Below are 18,118 nucleotides of genomic sequence, written 5' to 3'. Positions count from 1 at the left end.
CAGGTATGAAATCAGGCCTTGTCGGCAGGACGCAGCATCATCAGGCCGGTGCGCACGGCAGTGCAGACGATTTCGTCGCGCTGATTCCTGGCAACGTGCTTGAAGGTGACGATGCCAGAGTCTGTGCGGCTCTTGGAGATGCGGGTTTCGATGATCTCGGTTTCGACGCGGATGGTGTCGCCGTGGAAGGTGGGCTTGGGGAAAGCAATCTCGCCAAAGCCCAGGTTGCCCAGTGTGGTGCCCAGCGTGGTCTCGTACACCGTGATGCCGGCCACCAGCGCCAGCAGGAACATGCTGTTGACCAGGCGCTGGCCGTAGAACGTGTTCTTGCTGTATTCGGCGTCGATGTGCAGCGGTGCACAGTTGTAGGTCATGGCCGAGAACAGGACGTTGTCGGTCTCGGTTACGGTGCGGCGGATGGCGTGCTCGATCACCATGCCTGGCTTGAATTCTTCGAAGTAAAGGCCTGCCATTTTTCTATCTCCTTGAGTGGTCGCAATCAGCTGTTGAACGAGCGTGCGAGCTCGATAATTTCGCGCGCCGTCTTCACATGTGCGATGTCGATGTGCTCGCCGTCATAAATGCACGAGGCACGGCCCTCGGCCTGGGACTTTTCCAGTGCATCGATCATTCCCTGGTAGAAGGCCACTTCTTCCTCGGTGGGACTGTAGGTCTGGTTGACGATCTCGACGTTGGAGGGGTGCAGCACTAGTTCACCGCTCATGCCCAGTTGGCGGTCGTTGGCAGACGAGACCTTTAGCCCTTCCAGGTCATGCACCTGCTGCCATACGCCGCCGATGGGCAGCTTGCCCGCGGCGCGCGCGGCCATGACGATGCGCGATTTCAGGTACAGGGTCTCGCGTCCTTCGAGCGACCAGACTGTCTTGAGGGCACGGGCCACGTCAGCGTTCTTGGCCGTGGCGCCGACGATGGCGGGCACGCGCTCGTGCTGGGCGATCTCGTAGGCGTATTGCAGCGAGCGGGCGGTCTCCAGCAGCGGAATCACCCGGGTGTGGCCGACCGGCACGCCGGCGCGGTACTCTGCCTCAGCCAGCATGGACGAGACGGTATGGATGTCCTCGGGCCCGCAGGGCTTGGAGATCACGATGCCTTCTACCACAGGATTGACGATGGCCAGGATGTCATCGAAGTCATATAGATGTGCGCTGCGATTGATGCGCACCCAGATGCGCGGTTTCTGCCCTGCCAGCCAGTCCAGCCTGGACTTGACGATCTCACGCGCCTCGGCCTTCTGGGCCGGCGGCACGCTGTCCTCCAAATCCAGGATCAGCGCATCCGCTTTGGCTGCCACCGATTTTTCAATCCAGCCCGGCTTGTTGCCCGGTACGAACATCATGGATCGCATCGGTTTCATGGCACTCATACTCATCCTCGTCTCCTGGTAATGATTGTGGCCTTACAATCGTTAGATAAACAGCAAAAAATTTTTGGGAATCCCGTGGCCTTGATGCTAGGTGGGTCAGACGGTTTCACTCAAGTGGTGACTGGCGAACCACCGATTCGCGTTGCGCGAATCGGCGATGCATGGGTGGGTTCAGCCTGCCGGATAGCGTCTCGGCAACCGTTGCAGGCAGCGAAACTTGGCCACCACCTCGTTGCGCTGGTTATAGGCGCGACGCTCCAGCTCGACCAAGCCGGCGTCGGCGCGGGCGGGATCGTCGTGCTTGTCCAGCACCTCGCTTTCAACATGGATGGTGTCGCCGATGAAGACTGGCCGCGTGAATCGCACGTCGCTGAAGGCAATGGTGCCTGACACCAAGCTCCGTTCCAGTCCGGCCGCACAGATGCCGCTTGCCAGCCCCAGCAGGAGGATGCTGTTGACGGCACGCATGCCATATGCCGCGGCTTCGGCATACGCCTGGTCCACGTGCAATGGCTCCATGCCATAGGTCAGCGTGCTGAACAGAAGGCTATCGGCCTCCGAGATGGTCTTGCGGATGGCATGCCGGCAGGCGCTGCCAATGACAAAGTCCTCGAAATAACGGCCGCTCGCGGCGTCGGGCATGGGTGCATTCCCTTGAAAGACGGGACTTGCATGTGCATGCCACGACGCAGCGTCCCATTACGCTTCAAGGGTAATCAGCAGGCGGCGATGCGCCAAGTGGTGTTCCGCGACGGGGCGCTTCGCCATCCGCGATCCGGCATTCAGGTGTGCCGGACGGCGGACTCAGGATGACGCCGGCTCAGGCTGCTCGGTCAACTGGCGGATCAGCGCGCGTGTCGCCGCCGTGATCGCCTTGCCGCGGCGCGTGCCGATCCGCACGCTGCGGATCGTCCATGGTTCGGGAATCCGCAGCACCGTCGAGCGTGTACTGGCTTCTAGCGAGACCATGCACTCCGGCAGGATTGTCACGCCAAGGCCCGCCTCAACCAGGCTGCGCGCCGCCTCGGGACCATTGATCGTGAACTTGGGATGCACTACCTGGCCGATCTCGCGCGCCGCGCGGTTGACGTCGGACATCAGCGTGGTGTTCGGGTGCATGGCGATGAACGGCTCGCGGATCAGGTCTGCCAACGCCACCTCGGGTTGCTCGCCAAGCGCGTGGCCATGGGGTACCAGCGCGACCAGACGGTCGACGCGATACGGGAGGCTGTCCAGCGGTCCATCATCGATATCCGGGCTGACGATATACACCGCCAGGTCGACATCACCCGCCAACACAGAACGCACCAGATTCGTGTTGGCGTCCTGTTTCAGCTCCAGCTCGACCAGCGGGAAGTTGCGGGAAAACTCGCCGATCTCGCGCGCCAGGTACTGGATGATGACGGCGCCTGTAGTGCCCACAGTGACGTGGCCACGAACGCCTTCGGAGAACTCGCCGAGTTCCCGGCGCATATCCTCCAGATTATCGAACAGCAGGCGCAGATGGCGCGCGAGGACTTCGCCGGCCGCACTCGGCGCCACGCCGCCGGGATTGCGCTCGAACAACTGCACGCCCGCGATATCTTCCAGGTCCTGGATGCGCTTGGTTGCCGCGGAAGCGGCAATGTTCTCGCGGATGGCGGCGCGGCGGATCTGGCGCTCTTCCACCACGGTCAGGAACAGCCGCAGGGTAAACAGGTCGACCCGCCGGGTCAGGCCATGCACGCTCAGCGTGCTCATGGTGTCTCCTTTATTTCTGGCGCCGGTCTGCTGCCGGGCCGGGCGGCACGCGCATGCTGCGCAGCAGCATCGCGCTACTCAGGCCGAATCCCCCCGCGAGTATACCGTCATGTCCGGTGAGCCGGCACTGCCGCGGCCCAGGCGCGTACACGCTTGATGCAAAGGCTCTTGTTTTCGATTTCCGGAACCATCCGGCGAATAACCCCGTCACCCGGGGCGCGGCATCCGCTCAGTGTACGGAACCGGAGCCCGCCTCGAATTGACACGCCCGATGCTTGCGAGGAATCTGGTCGCCAAGCCAATGCACATCGCTCGTCAAACGAGCGATGCATCCACGACAATTTCCTCAGGGACGCTTCTGTGACTACCAGCCAACCCGATTCCAGTTCGCCGGCCAACTGCCCACCCCTTGAGCAGGCAGTGGTTCGCATGATTCTCGAGCTGACCTCCGATCAGCTCGACGCGCCGGCGCATGCCGGGGTAAGCCGGCTCATGCGCGACCAGCTCGCGCTGCAGATCGGCACCTCGCAGATGCCCTGGTCGCAACAGGTGCTGGCCTTCGCCACCGCGCAGCAACGACCCGGGCGCAGCCGGGTTGCCGCCAGCACCGCCACAATGAGTGCCGCGGACGCCGCCTTCATCAATGGCGCCTATGGTCATGGTTTCGAGTACGACGACGCCCACGGCGCCAGCGCCAGCCATCCCGGCAGCTGCGTCATTCCCGCAGCGATCGCGATCGGTGAGGAACTGGGTTCGACCCTGGAGGAAGTCATTACCGCGATCGTGGCCGGCTACGAGGTCTACACCCGGATCGGCGTGCTGGCGGCGCCGGACCTGCTCAAGCGCGGCTATCACCCGCATGGCGTACTGTCCAGCTTCGGCGCCGCGGCAGTCTCGGCCAAGTTGCGCAAGTTCGATGCGGAAACCACCCTGCACGCGCTCTCCATCGCACTGAGCCATGCGGCCGGCACCACCGAGTACACCTCCACCGGCGGCTCGGTCAAGCGCGTGCATGCGGGCATTGGCACGCGCAGCGGCATGATCTCCGCGGACATGGCGCAAGCTGGCATCACCGGACCGCGCGCGTTCCTGAGCGGCAACAAGGGCTTCTTCCGCACCTTCCTGCAGCGTGGCCCTGGCGATCGGGCCGAGGAACGGTTCCGCCTTGACCAGCCGTTCGAAATCGGCACGGTCTGGCTCAAGGCGTACTGCGCCTGCTATTGCACCCATGCATACATCGACGCGATCCGCCCGTTCGCCGGTCGCCGCGCCGACATCGCCGATATCCAGGCCCGCATCCACCCCGCCTTCAACGTGGTGGTCGGCACCGCCAACGCCAACGCGTACGAGCCGAAGAACATCGAGCACGTCCAGTTCAGCCTGCCAACGCAGATGGCATTCGCCGTGCTCGGCATGGGCAATGGCTACAAGGTGCATCGCGACTACCTGGACGGCAAGCTCGACATGGGCCTCGTGAAGGAAGTGGCGCGCGGCATCGGCATTACCGAGGCGCCGGAACTCGAGCAGCGCTACCCGGGCAAGTTCGTTGCCGATGTCACCGTGACCTTCCGCGATGGCACGTCCGAGCATGTGTTCGTGGAAGATCCGATCGGCTCCCTGGCGAACCCCATGTCGGAAGCCGAGCAGGACACGAAATTCATGGAGCTGACGGTTGACGTGCTTGGCGAAACCCGGGCGCAGACGCTGTTGGCCACGCTCAGGAAGATGGATCCGCGCATCAAGGCTGCAGATCTGATGGCGATGACGCACTAAGTAGTCATGGCATTAGGCAGTAAGCGCGCCGACCCGGCACAGTGGGCCAGGTCGCCGCTCATGATAGTCAGGAGATCAGCAATGCAGCAACACCCCGCCAGCAGCCCGCCCGGGAGCGACGTCGACACCCTCGCAAGACTGATGTCCGAGCGCTTCACGTGCCGCGCATACCTCGACAAAGCCGTGCCGGATGCGATGATCCGAAGCATCGTCAACGTTGCCAAGAAGAGCGCATCCTGGTGCAACGTGCAGCCCTGGCATCTGGTCATCGGCTCGCAGGCGACCACGGAGCAGTTTCGCAATGCGCTGGTCGAGCACGCCGCCGGCTCACCCGAGGTCGATTCGGACCTGCCATTTCCTGAGGAATATCGCGGCGTCCACGCTCAGCGCAGGCAGGAAACGGGTTACCGGCTCTATGAAGCGCTGGGCATCGAACGCCACGACCGGGAGCGCCGCGCCAGCCAGGGCTTCGAGAATTTCAGGCTGTTCGGGGCGCCGCATGTGGCGATTGTCACGATGGCCGCGGATCTCGGGCCGTACGCCGCTGTCGATTGCGGCGGGTTTATCGCATCGTTCCTGCTGGCCGCGCACGCGCATGGTGTTGCCACCACGCCGCAGGGGGCGCTGGCACGGCATGCCAGGTTCGTGCGCTCGCACTTTGGCATTGGCGACGACCGGAAGATGATCTGCGCGATTTCGTTTGGCCACGCGGATCCCGATCATGCGGCGAACAGCTTCAGGACGAGCCGGGCGCCTGATGAGGAGATCCTGCGACTGGTGTAGCCACCGGCGTTTTCGTCATAAGGCAAGCGAGCCGACCCTGGCTCGGCTCGCTCTCCTTGTCGGAGACTTATCGGCCGGCTTTCAGCCGGCCTTTGACTTGGCTTCCGTCAGGGCCACCAACTTTTTCCAACGTTCCAGTTCAGCCGGCGCACTGGCGCGCACCGCAGCGGCATCCGCGATATCGACCTCCAGGCCCTGCCCGATGCAGTAGGACTTGAAAGCGGGCGTCGCAGCCGCCGCGGTCATGGCCCTGGACAACTGCGAGACTATGGCAGGCGGCGTGCCCCGCGGCGCCATGACCCAGATCGGCGAGATCAGCTCATAGCCCTTTAGCCCGGCCTCGTCCATCGTCACGACAGCCGGTAGCTGGCTCGAGCGCTGCAGGCTGGTGACAGCTAGCACACGCAAGCGTCCCGCCTTGACCAGAGCCAGCGACGAAGCCACGCCCCCGATGCCGATGTCGATTTGGCCGCTCGCCGTATCGACCGCGACCTGCGCCGGCCCCTTGTAAGGGACGTGGGTCATCTCAATGCCGGCCATGCTGCTCATCAGCGCCGCGGCCATGTGCGACGTGGTGCCATTTCCGGAAGACCCGAATGACACGCTCCCGGGCTTGCGCTTCGCCGCCGCGATGACATCCTGCACCGTGCGGAACCGCGAATTGGCCGCGGTCGTCAGCAGCAGCGCCGACATGCCCAGCCGCGCGACCGGCTCGAAGTCCCTGACCGCATCGTATGGCGTCTTCTCGACCCACTGGTTCGAATAGTGCGCGGCATAGGTGCACAGCAGCGTGTAGCCGTCCGGTGCCGCCTTGGCCACGAAATCCGTTCCGATGATCCCGCTCGCGCCAAGGCGGTTCTCCACGACAAATGCAGAGCCCAGGGCCTTCGTCAGCTCGGCGCTCATATAGCGCGCCACGACATCGCTGCCCGAGCCAGGGCTGACGGGCACGATGATTCGCACGGGGCGGGAGGGATAAGCCTGTGCGAGCACTGAAGCCGGAAATGATGCCGGGATAGCCGCCAGCGCCGGCAGCGACTGCAGGAAGGTACGGCGTGTCATCATCGCGTTGCCCCCTTCTGGACGAGGCCGACGGTAAACTTTTCGAGTTCCTCTTTGGAAAGCCATTCCGCCAGCGCCAGTGCAGCGTTCTCCGGGGTGGCCGCAGCCGGGGGAACCGGATCAGCCGGTCTGGTACGCGAAAAACGCGGCGCCGGGCGCGGCTGCACTACGCCATCCACCTCGACAAAGGTGCCGCGCGCCTTCAGGTGCGGATGTTCAAAGGCCTCCTCCTGGTCGAGCACTGGTGCGAAGCACACATCGCTGCCTTCGAGCAGTTCGGTCCACTGCGCGCGGGTCCGCGTCCTGAACTGCGCAGCAAACACGTGGCGAGCGACCGGCCAGTCGGCACGGTCCGCCTGCTTGCCCAGCGCGGACGCATCCAACTCAAGCCGTTCGAGCAGCTGCTGGTAGAACTTGGGCTCGATCGGACCGATCGACACGTACTTGCCGTCGGCACACTCGTAGACATCGTAGAAGGGTGCGCCCGAGTCCAGCAGGTTGGTGCCTCGCTCCGATCCGGTCAGGCCGGCCGCGCGCAGCCCGGTATGTACAGTCAGCAGCGACGCCACGCCGTCGACGATTGCCGCGTCGACGACTTGACCCTTACCGGAGGTACGCGCCTCCAGGATGGCGCTCACGATGCCGAGTGCGGCATAGACCGAGCCGCCGGCATAGTCGCCGACGACATTGAGCGGTACCGTCGGCGGCTGGCCCTCACGCCCGATCGCATTAAGCAGTCCGGTGATCGCGATGTAGTTGATATCGTGCCCCGCCGTCTGGGCCAGCGGGCCGTCCTGGCCCCAGCCTGTCAGCCGGCCGTACACCAGTCTCGGATTGCGCGAGAGGCAGGCATCAGGCCCCAGTCCGAGCCGCTCGGTGACACCGGGGCGGAATCCCTCGATCAGTGCGTCCGCCTTGTCGATCAGCGTGCGAACCAGTTCCAGCTCAGCCGGATCCTTCAAGTCGACCTGGATCGACTTTCGGTTGCGCAGCACCAGATCAAATTGCAGCGGCCGTGACAGGCCGAGCCCTGATGGCTCTTTGCGGTCGACGCGGATGATCGTCGCGCCGAGATCGGCGAGCAACATGGCGCAAAAGGGAGCCGGCCCGATGCCTGCCAGCTCCACGATGCGCACTCCAGCAAGTGGTCCCACGATGGTCTCCTGATAGTTATGCCCGGTTTCCGCGCGCCACCTATATTGGGCGCGAGAGCGGTCCGAATTGTCGGGGGGCCGATCCGCCTGACTCGGGCTCGCGGATGCCCGCGGCGCGTACTTCCGCCACATGCCGATCGTGCGCGCCCTCTCCGTGGAACTCAACTCGCCAGCCCATGCCGTTCCGTGCTTTGAGAGGTGAACCCTGCGCCTGCTCTCAAAGCACGGAACGGTGCACCGGCGCCGATTGCCCAGTCCACCTGCCGCGCCTATCTTCGAGACATAAGAGAGGAGGCATTATGTTTAGCAGAAGGCATTTCCTGAAATCACTGGCGTCACTAGGGGCAATCGCCTGCGCGCCAGCAGCGTTTGCGCAGCAATATCCGTCGCGGCCGATTCGAATCGTCGTGCCAGCCTCTCCAGGCACAGCGGTCGACATTACTGCACGCTTTGTTGCCGAAGCACTGGCAAAGAACCTGAAAACCCCGGTCATGGTGGATAACCGTGCTGGTGCCGGCGGGCTCATCGGCACGGACACCGTCGCCAAGGCTCCCGGGGACGGCTACACGCTGCTGTTCGCCGGTGTTCCCCACCTGACCACGCGGTGGTTCGCAGATGGTCCGGTCACGTTCGATCCGGTCAAGGACTTCGTGCCGATTGCCAAGGTGAGCAGCTCCGCGCTTGGCATCGTGGTCAAGGCCGACTCGCCTTACAAGACCCTGAGCGACCTGGTCGCGGCAATGAAGCGCAAGCCGGGCGAGATCACCTACTCATCCGGCGGAGCGGGCAGCACCTCTCATCTTTGCGCAGTGATGCTGAACGACCTGACGAAGACGCGCGCGCGGCATATCCCTTACAAGGGCAACGGCCCGGCCGTGACCGACGTCATTGCCGGCCAGGTGGACTTTACATGCCAGGGTGCACCCAGCGTGGTGCCGATGATCAAGGCGGGCAAGCTGCGCGGTCTGGCCGTCACGAGCGCCGGGCGGTGGGGCGAGATTGCCGATGTCCCGACATCGGCGCAAGCGGGGGTTGCGGGCTTTCAGGTCGCGTCGTGGATCGGCGCCCTGGCACCCGCTGCGACACCGGCCCCCATCGTCGAGCGCCTGTCCGAAGAACTGGTACGAATCGCCCAGTCGCCCGCGTTCGAGGAGTTCTGCGCCCATCAGTCGATGTACGTTGATATCGCGGATCGCCGCCAGTTCCTGGCTGACTTGCCGAAGGAGGACGCGCACTGGAAGCGCATCGCGCAACTGTCGAAGGAGTCCTGAGTTCGCGTCTGCACTGGTCGCGACCTCACCTACTCTCAGCTGTGGGGCATCTGGGTGCCCTTCAGTCCTGCCGCCCGACGCCATCTTCGACCAGCAGGTCCACCAGCTTGCGCGCAAACAGCGGCAATGCGCCGAGGTCCGCGACGCATATCTGCAGCTTGCGCTCGGCCCACTCGTCGTTGAGTTGGACGATCCGCAGCGCCATCGTACCCGCGTGACGGGCGGCAGTGCTCTCCGGCAGCACGCCGATGCCGACATTCGCCTCGATCATCCGGCAGGCGGTCTCGAAGTTGCTGACCTGGACGCGCCAGCGCAACTCACGCTGCAAATCCGCGGCGGCCCGCTTGAGGAAACTGTGGATCGCGCTTGCTTCTGGCAGGCCGATGAAGTCGTAGTCCAACGTCTCGATGAAATCCACGCTGTTGTGCTCGGCCAGGGGGTGGCTCAGCGCGGTGGCAAGGACCAGGCGGTCGCGCCGGTATGGCATGACCTCCAGCCCTTCGGTACGCACGTTGCCGGCAATGATGCCGATGTCCACCATCCCCTCCTGCACCGCGCGCACGATGTCCGGACTCAGCCGTTCGTGCATATCGATGGTCACGTCCGGATGGTTTACGAGGTAGGTGCGCAGCAAGGCCGGCAGGAACTCGCTCATTGCCGTGGTGTTGGCGAAGACGCGCACATGGCCCTTCACGCCCGACACGTACTCCTGCAGATCGCCGCTCAACTGCTCCAGCTGGCGGAGTACGCGGCGCGCGTGGGCCAGCAGCGTCTCCCCCGCTCCAGTCACTTTCACGCCCTGGCTGCTGCGGCTCAGCAGCTTGACGCCAACGTGTTCCTCCAGGTTCTTGATGCGGGTACTGGCCGCAGCCAGGGACAGGTGGGAGCGTTGTGCACCGCCGGTCAGGCTCTTGGCCTCCGCAATATGGGTGAACAGTTTCAGATCGACCAGATCAAAGCGCATCACATCCTTCCCCAAGCGTCGTACCGGATTATCTCCAAAGCAGCGCGCAGCAAACGAACACGGCGCGAATGCCGGACGCGCCCGGCGTGAATTGCCGCCCTCCTCCAGGGCGGACTGGGGGCGGTGGGCCACGGCCACCTCTCACAAACGTTAGGTAGATTTTGAGCGCCCGATGGAGTAACTTCCATGAGGACGAACCCCACGGCGCATACGCCGCTTCCAGACCCTCCCTTACCATGACAAAACGCCAGGTCAATGCCACCAACGTGGACACCCGCGAGAAGCTGTTGCGCCTCGCGGCACGCGCCTTTGGCACGCAAGGCTATGCCGCTACGACCATGCGCGGGATTGCCGACCAGGCCGGCATCGAAGCGGCCAGCATCTATTACCACTTCTCCTCGAAGGAAGAATTGCTGGAAGCGGTGATGGAGCACGGGGCCCAAAGCATCTTTGCGCATACGCGGGCGCGCATCGCGGCACTCCCGGCCGGCGCCGACGCCGAGCAGCGTTTCCGCGCCGGCCTGCTCGGCCTTATCGGCGCGATGATCAAGTATGGCGACTACACGCTGGCGCACGGGCGCCAGCTCGCAGAGTTGCCGGACAAGGTGCGCGAGCGGCAAATCAAGCGACGGGCCCAGCATCAGGACTTCTGGAACGGCATGCTGGAAGACCTGCGCGCCGAGGGCCGCCTGCGCGAAGACATCGACATCGCCTTGTGCCGGGTCTTTGTCCTGAGCACGATTGCCTCGGTGCAGACCTGGTTCAACCCCAGGAAGGGTTCGCCCGAAAAGGTGATCGACGAACTGTGCACGATCCTGTTTGAAGGGGTGCGGCCCAGGGAGGTGCGCAAGCCAGCGCGGCGGGCGCAGGCCGTGGCTTCGTAAGCCGGCCGCTTCTGCGCCCCCTTGCCGGCTGGGTTCTCTCTCCATTTGCCGGAGAGAACCTCAACCTTGGCGCGTCACCCCGCCTTCACCTGGGAGAGTGCCACGAGCTTCTTCCAGCGCTCGAGTTCGGCCGGTGCATCAGCGCGGGCTTGCGCGGCGGACTGGATGTCGACCTCCAGTCCCTGGCTGGTACAGAACGCCTTGAAGGCGGGCGCGGCGGCAGCCTTGGTCATGGCGCCAGACAATTGCGTGACGATGTCCTGCGGCGTACCGCGCCGGGCAAACGCCCAGATCGGCGTTTCCAGCGCATAGCCTTTCAGGCCAGCCTCATCCAGGGAGGGGGCGTCCGGAAAATAGCTCGACCGGCGCAGGCTGGTGACCGCAAGCACCCGCAGGCGCCCTGCCTTCACCAGTGGCAGCGATGTCGCCACACCGCCGAAGCCGACATCCAGCTGCCCGCCCGCCACATCGACCACGACCTGCGCCGGCGCCTTGTAGGGAACGTGGGTCATCTGGATACCGGCCATGTTGCTCATCAGGGCCGCCGCCATGTGTGGGGTGGTACCGTTGCCTGGCGAACCGTAGGTCAGCCCGCCCGGCTTGCGCCTGGCGGCGGCGATCAGGTCCTGCACCGTGTGCAGCGGCGAATTGGCGGCCGTGACCAGCACCATCGCCGAGGTCGCCAGGCGCGCGATTGGCTCGAAGTCACTGACCGCGTCGTATGGCGTCTTGTCGACGAACTGGTTTGAGTAGTGGGCGGCGTAATTGAACAGGATGGTGTAGCCGTCGGCGGGTGCCTTGGCGACAAAGTCAGTGCCGATGACCCCGCTTGCACCGGCACGGTTCTCGACGACGAACGAGCCGCCCATCGCTTTGGACAGTTCGCTGCTCATGTAGCGCGCAACGACGTCCGTACCCGACCCGGGGCTGAGCGGTACGATGATGCGGACCGGGCGCGCCGGGTAAGACTGCGCGAGCGCCGTAAGCGGTAGCGTGGCCAGCGCTGGCAAGAGCTGCAGGCAAGTACGGCGTGACATCATTGTTCTTGTCTCCTTTATGTTCGGTGAGAAGCAGGCGGTTTGCTCGCCTCGCCCATCAATGGAAGAGGCGAGCAAACAAGCTGCCGTCGGGCGGCCGCTTAGACGACTCCCTCCTCGCGCAATGCCGCAATCTCTGCGCGACTGAGCTTGAGCAAGCCCCCGTAGATCTCTTCATTCGCGCCGCCCAGCGCCATCGCGGGCTTGTCAAACTGCGAAGGCGTGGCCGAGAACCGGATCGGCAGGCCCATGCCCACGGCATCCACCGGGCCGAACTGGGGGTGGGCAAGGTTCATCAACGCGCCGCTGTCATGCAGGCGGCGGTCGTGCAGCACCTCGTTGGGCTTGCGCACCGGCGCGCAGGGTACCCCGCGCTTGTCGAGCAGCTCGGCCACCACATCGGCAGTGCTGCGCTGGCTGGTCCAACCCGCGATCGCCTCGTTCAGCACCGAGGCATTGCGCATGCGCGGCCCACGGCTGCTGAAGCGCGGGTCGTCGAGCAGATCGGGCTGGCCGATCGACTCCAGCAGCCCGCGCAACCAGTCCGGCTGGAACGCCACGATCGCCACATGCCCTTCCTGCGTCGGGTACACCCCGAACGGCGCCAGCCGGTCGTGGTAGTTGCCGGTGCGCGACGGGTAGCCTTCCCGCCCCATGACGTCAAAGTGCTCTTCGGCGACCCACGACGCCAGGCAATCCAGCATCGACACCTGCACGCGCTGTCCCTCGCCGGTGCGGCCGCGGTGGATCAGTGCTGCCAGAATGCCGTTGACGGTATACATCGGCGCCACCAGGTCCGCGATCGGCAGGCCGCAGCGCGTCGGCGGGCCGTCGGCGTAGCCGGTCACTTCCATCAGGCCGCTGAGGGCCTGGACGATGATGTCCATGCCCTTGAGTCCGGGGAAGGCACTGGGCTCCCCCATGGCCTTGATCGACGCATAGACGATGCGCGGGTTCCGCTGCCTGACCTGCTCGTAGTCGACACCGAGCTTGGCGGTGGTGCCCTCGCTGAAGTTCTCCAGCACCACGTCGCATTCCTGCGCCAGCCGCATGAACAGCTCGCGACCCTGTTCGGACTTCAGGTCCAGCGTAATGCTCTTCTTGTTGCGGGCCCGGTTCAGGACCGTCAGAGATACCTCGTCGTCCTCACGCTGGCCGAAGTGGATGCCATGGCTGCCCACGAAAGGCGGGTTGGTGCGTGCAATGTCGCCACCGCCCGGCGCTTCCACGCGGATCACCTCCGCGCCCATCCCGCCAAGCAGCAACGAGCCATACGGCCCGGCAAGCGCCACGGTCAGGTCCAGTACACGAATGCCCTCAAGCGGCCGTGATTGATTTGCTGGCACTACTGTCTCCTTTCTTGTCGGCCCGCCGTCATGCGGCCGGACCCGTGTCACTTCCATTGCCTTACAACTGTTAGCTAGGTGCCGGCGCCGTGCTTTCCCGGCCTGGCTTGGCTCGGGCAGCCCCCTTTGCTTTGGTTCAATGCTAGTGGAGCCGGCCGGTTGCGCTCAAGTAGTCCCTGGCGAACCACCAGTTCGCATTGTGCGAATTACTCGTGGTGCGGATCGTGCCGTCAGACAATGCCGGCCTTGCGCATGGCTTGTACCTGCGAGCGGTCGTAACCTACCTCAGCCAGCACTTCTTCGGTGTGTTCGCCAACCGTGGGCGGCCGTCGCATAACATCGGGCGGGGTGCGCGACAGGACTGCCGGTGGCGCGACGATCGGTGCCTTGCGCGGCAAGCCGGGGTAGTCGAGCCAGATGTAAGCGCCGGACTCCTGGATCGACGCATCGTCCAGCGCCTCGCGCGGGGAATAGATCGGCGCCGCCGGGATCCTGGCCTTCTCCAGTTCGCACAGCGCGTCATCGCGGGTGCGGCTGGCGCACCATTTGCCCATCAGGTCGCTCAGGAACTCGCCGTGCTCGCCGCGCCGCAAGTCGTCGCTGAAGCGGGGATCGTCCACCAGTTCCGGCGCGCCTATCAGGTTGGCCCAGCGCCGGAACAGCGGCTGTCCGATCACCTGGGCGATGATCCAGCCGTCGGCCACGCGGAAGATGTCCGAGGGCCCATAAGAGGGGCTGCGGTTGCCCATCGCCTGCCGGTCGATAGCAAGCGCCGCTTCCTCGATCAGCGCTCCGCTGGAAAGGTTCAGCGCCGTCTGCAGCAGCGACGCCTCGACACATTGCCCGCGCCCGCTGTTGCGCCGCTCGTACAGCGCCATTACCGTGCCGAGCGCGCACGACAAGGCAGTCGAAAAATCGACCACCGGCACCATCGCCTTGGTGGGGCTTTCGGGTGTGCCCGACATGTAGACAGCGCCGCTCATGGCCTGCCCCACCCCGTCGAAGCCGACCCGGTGGCCAGCGCCTTCATGCGAGCCGAAGGCCGTCGAAGCAGTCAGGATGATGGCTGGATTGATCGCACTCAGCGTCGCGTAGTCGAGTCCCAGGTTCGCCAGCGTCTTCGGCGGCATGTTCGCCACCACCACGTCGGCGGTCTCCACCAGGCGGCGGACCGCCTCGCGGCTCTCCTCGCTGTCGATGTCCAGCGTGATCGACCGCTTGTTGCGATTGCACTGGAGGAAAAGTGCCCCCTCCCCCGATTCCGTGACCGGCACGATGAAGCGGTCTTCGCTGCCACCTACGCGGTCGATCCGGATGACATCGGCACCGTAGTCCGCGAGCAATGCTGCGCAGAACGGGCCGGCGATGAAGCGTCCGAAATCGAGGACGCGGATACCTTCAAGCACCTTGGACATCTTGTTCGTTTCCATATTTGACTGGCTGCCGCGCCCGCAGAAGGCGAGGGTTGGAGGAATCGATCGTGACCATCGACCCTGTGCGCCAGTGCACGGGACCGGCTCGCCCGTCCCGCTGTCGGCCTTCCCGCTCAGGCCGTGGTGGTGCGCGGGAACACCGGACCGCGCTTCTCGCGGAACGAGGCCACGCCTTCCTTGACCTCCGGTCCACCGAAGCCAAACATCTCCAGCGCCAGCGAAGCATCGAAGGTCGGTCCCGCCTGGCGCAGCCAGTTGTTCAGCGCATACTTGGTCCAGCGGATTGCTGACGGCGCGCCATTGGCCAGGCGCGTGGCGATCGACACTGCCTTGTCCTGCAGATCCGCTTCATCCACGGCCAGCGACACCAGGCCCATCTGTTCCGCCTTCTCGCCGCTCACCGGTTCGCACAGCAGCAGGTGGTACTTGGCCTTAGCCATTCCGCACAGCAGCGGCCACACGATCGCGGCGTGGTCGCCGGCGGCGACGCCGAGGCGGGTATGGCCATCAACCAACCGCGCGGTGCGCGCCGCCACCGAGATATCCGCCAGCAGCGCGGCAACCAGCCCCGCACCGACGGCGGAGCCGTGGATCGCCGAAACGATCGGCTTGGAGCAATTGATGATGTTGTAAACCAGGTCCTTTGACTCGCGCCAGACGCGGGCGCGGGCGTCGAAGGAATCGATCATTTCTTCGACCATCTCGAAGTCGCCGCCGGCAGAGAAGGCCTTGCCAGCGCCGCACAGCACCACGGCGCTCACGGTCGGATCGGCATCGATATCGCGCCAGACGCGGGCGATCTCGTCGTGGCCGCGAGCGTCCAGCGCGTTCAGGCGCTCGGGACGGTTCAGCGTGATGCGCAGGACGCCCTCGCCAGGGCGGTCAAACGCCAGGCTCGAATAGTTCTCATAGGCCGCGCCTGCGGCGGCATTGCTTTTCGACATGGAATCTCCTGAACAAAAGTGCGGGGCGTGTGCAGCGAACAAGGGAAATACACATGCTCCCGTCAATCAATGCGCCCGCATGGCGGCATCAATGTGCGGCAGCGGCGCGAATCTCTTCAAGTGCCGGCGGGTTGTCCAGCGCGGACAGGTCGCCGGGAGGCAGCCCGTTGTAAACGCTGCGGATCACGCGGCGCATGATCTTCGAGCTGCGCGTCTTGGGCAGCTGCGCGACCACGTGGACCACCGAAGGGCGGAACGGGCGCCCCAGCCGGCCATCGACATGTTTGCTGACAGCGGCCGTCAGCGCCTCATTCGACTGCGTCACGGCGGCCGATGGCACCAGGAACACGACCAGCTTCTGCCCCTTGACCGGGTCCTCCACGCCGATGGCGGCGGCTTCGGCGATCTCGGGCAATTCGAGCAGCACGTCCTCGATCTCGGCGGGACCAAGGCGCTTCCCGGCCAGCTTGATGGTGTCGTCAGAGCGGCCCATCATGAACCAGGTGCCGTCGTCGCGGCGCAGCGCGAGATCACCGTGCACCCAGATGCCCGGCACGGTGTTCCAGTAGGCGTCCAGATAGCGCTCGTCGTCCTGCCAGAACGAGTGCGTCATGCCGACGAATGGCCGGCGGATCGCCAGCTCGCCCACGGTGTTGGTCAGCGACTTGCCGTCCCCATCCACCACGTCGGCAGCCACCGACGGCGAGGCGGTGTTGAACCCGGCCGGGCTGATCGGCCTGACGATCACGCTGGACAGCAGCGCCCCCGACACCTCCGTGCCGCCGGTGTAGTTGATAACCGGGCGGCGGCCGCCGCCGAACGCCTTCTGGAACCACAGGAAGTGTTCTGGATCGATGCCCTCGCCGGCGGTGATCAGCAGCCTGACCGTCGACGTATCGCCTTGCGTGGCAAGAGCCTCGTTCGCCGCCAGGCCCCGGATCAGCGTCGGCGCCGAGCCAAAGTGCGTCACGCCGTGGCGTTCGACGATGCGCGACATGCGTGACCAGTCCGGGAAATCCGGGGCGCCGTCATAACACACCAGCGTTGCGCCACGCAGCAACGCGCACGACATCACCAGCGTGCCGGCGACCCACCCCATGTCAGCGGGCCAGCAGAACACATCCTTCGGGCTGACATTGAAATGGATGGCCGAATCGTGCGCGATCTTCATCGGGAAGCTGCCGTGCGTATGCACGGTGCCCTTGGGCTTCCCGGTGGTGCCGGAGGTATAGATGATCATGAAGGGGTCGTCCGGCGACATCCGCTCCGGCGCGGCATCCGGCTGCGCGCTGGCCACTTGCTGCCAGTCCAGCACCTTGTCGCCGAAGGCAATCGATTCGCCCGCATGCTTCCAGACCGTGGTGCCGATGTCCGGCAGGCGCGACAGCGCTTCGTCCACCAGGCTGCGCGTATCGACCCACTTTCCCCGGCGGGAGAAGCCGGTCGTAGCGACCAGCGCGCTGGCCGAGCACGACGACAAGCGCGATACGATTGCATCGACACCGAATCCGCTGAACAGGGGCACCGTCACCGCGCCGATCCATGAAATGGCCAGAGAGGTCACGGTCGCTTCGACGCCATTTTCCATCAGCAGGCCAACCCGGTCGCCGCGCTTGACGCCCAGCGCCTTCAGGCCGCCGGCGAAGCCGGCTACCTTGTTTGCCAGTTCGGCATAGGTCAGTTGCTCGATCGCACCGCTCTCTTTCTCCGCCACCACGGCGGTGCGCCACGCCATCGAGGGATCGTCCGCCCACTTGAGCGCGGACTTGACCCAGTTCAGTTGCCCGCCCGGGAACCATTTTGGAAACGGCTTACCCTTGGGGGCATCCATGTACTGCGTGTACGGAACATCCCACACCATTCCGCAGAATTCGATGACGGCGTTCCAGTAGGCGTCGGGCTTCTCGTTGGAGAAAGCCAGCAGTTCGTCGTAGTCCTTCAGGCCGAGGCGGGCGACCAGCGCCGACACGTTCGCCGTGGCGATATCGTCTCCCGTAGGGATCCAGTCATTGTGCAGAGGGTCACTCATCGAAAATCCAGCATGTTGGTTGCACAGTTGCTGCGGCGCGACGTGGTCAGCACAGTTCATGCAGCATCAGGAGCGCCATGGCATAGATCCAGCGTGCGCGACGCACCGAAGCAAGTCAATCCGCGGCGCGGTGTTGTGCCGTACTTTGGAATGCCGTGGCGCAGTCCGGAGCGCCGTTCGTGTCCGTGTGTATCGACTGCCTGGAACAGACGACGGCGCGGGCGTCCAAGTGCTCTCATTTCATTGCACGGCACAGTTGTCGGATGGGCTTTGACGCCATCACGCGACGTCTCACAGACTTCGCACACACAAGA

At 64.7% G+C, this 18,118-nt stretch carries 16 protein-coding genes; 4 read left to right on the top strand and 12 right to left on the bottom strand.

All coding sequences use genetic code 11. The features are described from left to right. Positions 1-11: 11 nt before the first annotated feature. The 4 genes from AC3WLF_RS08260 to AC3WLF_RS08245 form a co-directional block, all read right to left on the bottom strand. A complete protein-coding gene (locus tag AC3WLF_RS08260) occupies positions 12-473 on the bottom strand; it encodes a MaoC family dehydratase (RefSeq protein ID WP_183300181.1) in 462 nt (153 codons plus the stop codon). 26 nt (positions 474-499) lie between these two features. After that, a complete protein-coding gene (locus AC3WLF_RS08255; protein ID WP_375790502.1) occupies positions 500-1,375 on the bottom strand; it encodes an HpcH/HpaI aldolase/citrate lyase family protein in 876 nt (291 codons plus the stop codon). A gap of 180 nt (positions 1,376-1,555) precedes the next feature. Then, entirely contained in the window at positions 1,556-2,026 is a 471-nt protein-coding gene (locus AC3WLF_RS08250; RefSeq protein ID WP_492318988.1) for a MaoC family dehydratase, read from the bottom strand. Positions 2,027-2,188: 162 nt separating this feature from the next. After that, positions 2,189-3,124: a LysR family transcriptional regulator gene (locus AC3WLF_RS08245; RefSeq protein ID WP_354673583.1), complete on the bottom strand. Its 936-nt coding sequence runs from the start codon at positions 3,122-3,124 to the stop codon at positions 2,189-2,191. Between the two features lie 429 nt (positions 3,125-3,553). Between AC3WLF_RS08245 and AC3WLF_RS08240 the strand changes: the two genes are divergently transcribed. Both AC3WLF_RS08240 and AC3WLF_RS08235 read left to right on the top strand, forming a co-directional pair. Then, a complete protein-coding gene (locus AC3WLF_RS08240) occupies positions 3,554-4,897 on the top strand; it encodes an MmgE/PrpD family protein (protein ID WP_492358068.1) in 1,344 nt (447 codons plus the stop codon). Between the two features lie 81 nt (positions 4,898-4,978). Then, the gene (locus AC3WLF_RS08235) at positions 4,979-5,680 is read left to right on the top strand and encodes a nitroreductase (RefSeq protein ID WP_492355852.1); all 702 of its coding nucleotides are present in this window, start codon (positions 4,979-4,981) and stop codon (positions 5,678-5,680) included. Positions 5,681-5,761: 81 nt separating this feature from the next. Here the strand turns inward: AC3WLF_RS08235 and AC3WLF_RS08230 are convergent, their stop codons facing one another. Together AC3WLF_RS08230 and AC3WLF_RS08225 are read right to left on the bottom strand one after the other, a co-directional pair. Continuing rightward, positions 5,762-6,745 carry a Bug family tripartite tricarboxylate transporter substrate binding protein gene (locus AC3WLF_RS08230; protein ID WP_492355853.1) on the bottom strand — a complete coding sequence of 328 codons (984 nt, stop codon included), beginning with the start codon at positions 6,743-6,745 and terminating at the stop codon, positions 5,762-5,764. Next, complete coding sequence (locus AC3WLF_RS08225) at positions 6,742-7,896, bottom strand: CaiB/BaiF CoA transferase family protein (RefSeq protein ID WP_492318985.1); 1,155 nt, start codon at positions 7,894-7,896, stop codon at positions 6,742-6,744. Before AC3WLF_RS08225 ends, AC3WLF_RS08230 begins: the two co-directional genes overlap by 4 nt. A 299-nt stretch (positions 7,897-8,195) precedes the next feature. On the opposite strand from AC3WLF_RS08225, the gene AC3WLF_RS08220 reads away from it, so the two are divergent. After that, entirely contained in the window at positions 8,196-9,167 is a 972-nt protein-coding gene (locus AC3WLF_RS08220) for a Bug family tripartite tricarboxylate transporter substrate binding protein (RefSeq protein ID WP_492352529.1), read from the top strand. Positions 9,168-9,228: 61 nt separating this feature from the next. Here AC3WLF_RS08220 and AC3WLF_RS08215 read toward each other — a convergent pair whose 3' ends face one another. After that, positions 9,229-10,131 (bottom strand): LysR family transcriptional regulator, encoded by a 903-nt coding sequence (locus AC3WLF_RS08215; RefSeq protein ID WP_492355854.1) that lies wholly within the window; start codon positions 10,129-10,131, stop codon positions 9,229-9,231. Between the two features lie 236 nt (positions 10,132-10,367). Here AC3WLF_RS08215 and AC3WLF_RS08210 point away from each other — a divergent pair, with 236 nt between their 5' ends. Further along, positions 10,368-11,015 carry a TetR/AcrR family transcriptional regulator gene (locus AC3WLF_RS08210; protein WP_454739885.1) on the top strand — a complete coding sequence of 216 codons (648 nt, stop codon included), beginning with the start codon at positions 10,368-10,370 and terminating at the stop codon, positions 11,013-11,015. 74 nt (positions 11,016-11,089) lie between these two features. Here AC3WLF_RS08210 and AC3WLF_RS08205 read toward each other — a convergent pair whose 3' ends face one another. The 5 genes from AC3WLF_RS08205 to AC3WLF_RS08185 all read right to left on the bottom strand — a co-directional run bounded on the left by AC3WLF_RS08205 (position 11,090) and on the right by AC3WLF_RS08185 (position 17,804). Then, positions 11,090-12,055 (bottom strand): tripartite tricarboxylate transporter substrate binding protein, encoded by a 966-nt coding sequence (locus AC3WLF_RS08205; protein ID WP_492318982.1) that lies wholly within the window; start codon positions 12,053-12,055, stop codon positions 11,090-11,092. A 98-nt stretch (positions 12,056-12,153) separates the two neighbouring features. Further along, entirely contained in the window at positions 12,154-13,398 is a 1,245-nt protein-coding gene (locus AC3WLF_RS08200) for a CaiB/BaiF CoA transferase family protein (RefSeq protein WP_492318981.1), read from the bottom strand. Positions 13,399-13,628: 230 nt separating this feature from the next. Beyond that, positions 13,629-14,813 carry a CaiB/BaiF CoA transferase family protein gene (locus tag AC3WLF_RS08195; protein ID WP_492358067.1) on the bottom strand — a complete coding sequence of 395 codons (1,185 nt, stop codon included), beginning with the start codon at positions 14,811-14,813 and terminating at the stop codon, positions 13,629-13,631. A 131-nt stretch (positions 14,814-14,944) separates the two neighbouring features. Beyond that, entirely contained in the window at positions 14,945-15,775 is an 831-nt protein-coding gene (locus AC3WLF_RS08190) for an enoyl-CoA hydratase/isomerase family protein (RefSeq protein WP_492352526.1), read from the bottom strand. An 88-nt stretch (positions 15,776-15,863) separates the two neighbouring features. Further along, on the bottom strand, positions 15,864-17,804 hold the full coding sequence (locus AC3WLF_RS08185) for an AMP-binding protein (RefSeq protein WP_492318978.1): 1,941 nt from the start codon (positions 17,802-17,804) through the stop codon (positions 15,864-15,866). Positions 17,805-18,118 lie beyond the last annotated feature (314 nt).

Source organism: Cupriavidus sp. FW306-01-F10A (assembly GCF_058782785.1).
This window is presented reverse-complemented; position numbering and strand designations above follow the sequence as displayed.

Coding starts and splice junctions, on each gene's coding strand:
- AC3WLF_RS08255 (WP_375790502.1), bottom strand. CDS start 1,375: ATGAAACCGATGCGATCCATGATGTTCGTACCGGGCAACAAGCCGGGC.
- AC3WLF_RS08185 (WP_492318978.1), bottom strand. CDS start 17,804: ATGAGTGACCCTCTGCACAATGACTGGATCCCTACGGGAGACGATATC.
- AC3WLF_RS08245 (WP_354673583.1), bottom strand. CDS start 3,124: ATGAGCACGCTGAGCGTGCATGGCCTGACCCGGCGGGTCGACCTGTTT.
- AC3WLF_RS08210 (WP_454739885.1), top strand. CDS start 10,368: ATGACAAAACGCCAGGTCAATGCCACCAACGTGGACACCCGCGAGAAG.
- AC3WLF_RS08205 (WP_492318982.1), bottom strand. CDS start 12,055: ATGATGTCACGCCGTACTTGCCTGCAGCTCTTGCCAGCGCTGGCCACG.
- AC3WLF_RS08190 (WP_492352526.1), bottom strand. CDS start 15,775: ATGTCGAAAAGCAATGCCGCCGCAGGCGCGGCCTATGAGAACTATTCG.
- AC3WLF_RS08250 (WP_492318988.1), bottom strand. CDS start 2,026: ATGCCCGACGCCGCGAGCGGCCGTTATTTCGAGGACTTTGTCATTGGC.
- AC3WLF_RS08260 (WP_183300181.1), bottom strand. CDS start 473: ATGGCAGGCCTTTACTTCGAAGAATTCAAGCCAGGCATGGTGATCGAG.
- AC3WLF_RS08195 (WP_492358067.1), bottom strand. CDS start 14,813: ATGTCCAAGGTGCTTGAAGGTATCCGCGTCCTCGATTTCGGACGCTTC.
- AC3WLF_RS08220 (WP_492352529.1), top strand. CDS start 8,196: ATGTTTAGCAGAAGGCATTTCCTGAAATCACTGGCGTCACTAGGGGCA.
- AC3WLF_RS08215 (WP_492355854.1), bottom strand. CDS start 10,131: ATGCGCTTTGATCTGGTCGATCTGAAACTGTTCACCCATATTGCGGAG.
- AC3WLF_RS08230 (WP_492355853.1), bottom strand. CDS start 6,745: ATGATGACACGCCGTACCTTCCTGCAGTCGCTGCCGGCGCTGGCGGCT.
- AC3WLF_RS08240 (WP_492358068.1), top strand. CDS start 3,554: ATGATTCTCGAGCTGACCTCCGATCAGCTCGACGCGCCGGCGCATGCC.
- AC3WLF_RS08235 (WP_492355852.1), top strand. CDS start 4,979: ATGCAGCAACACCCCGCCAGCAGCCCGCCCGGGAGCGACGTCGACACC.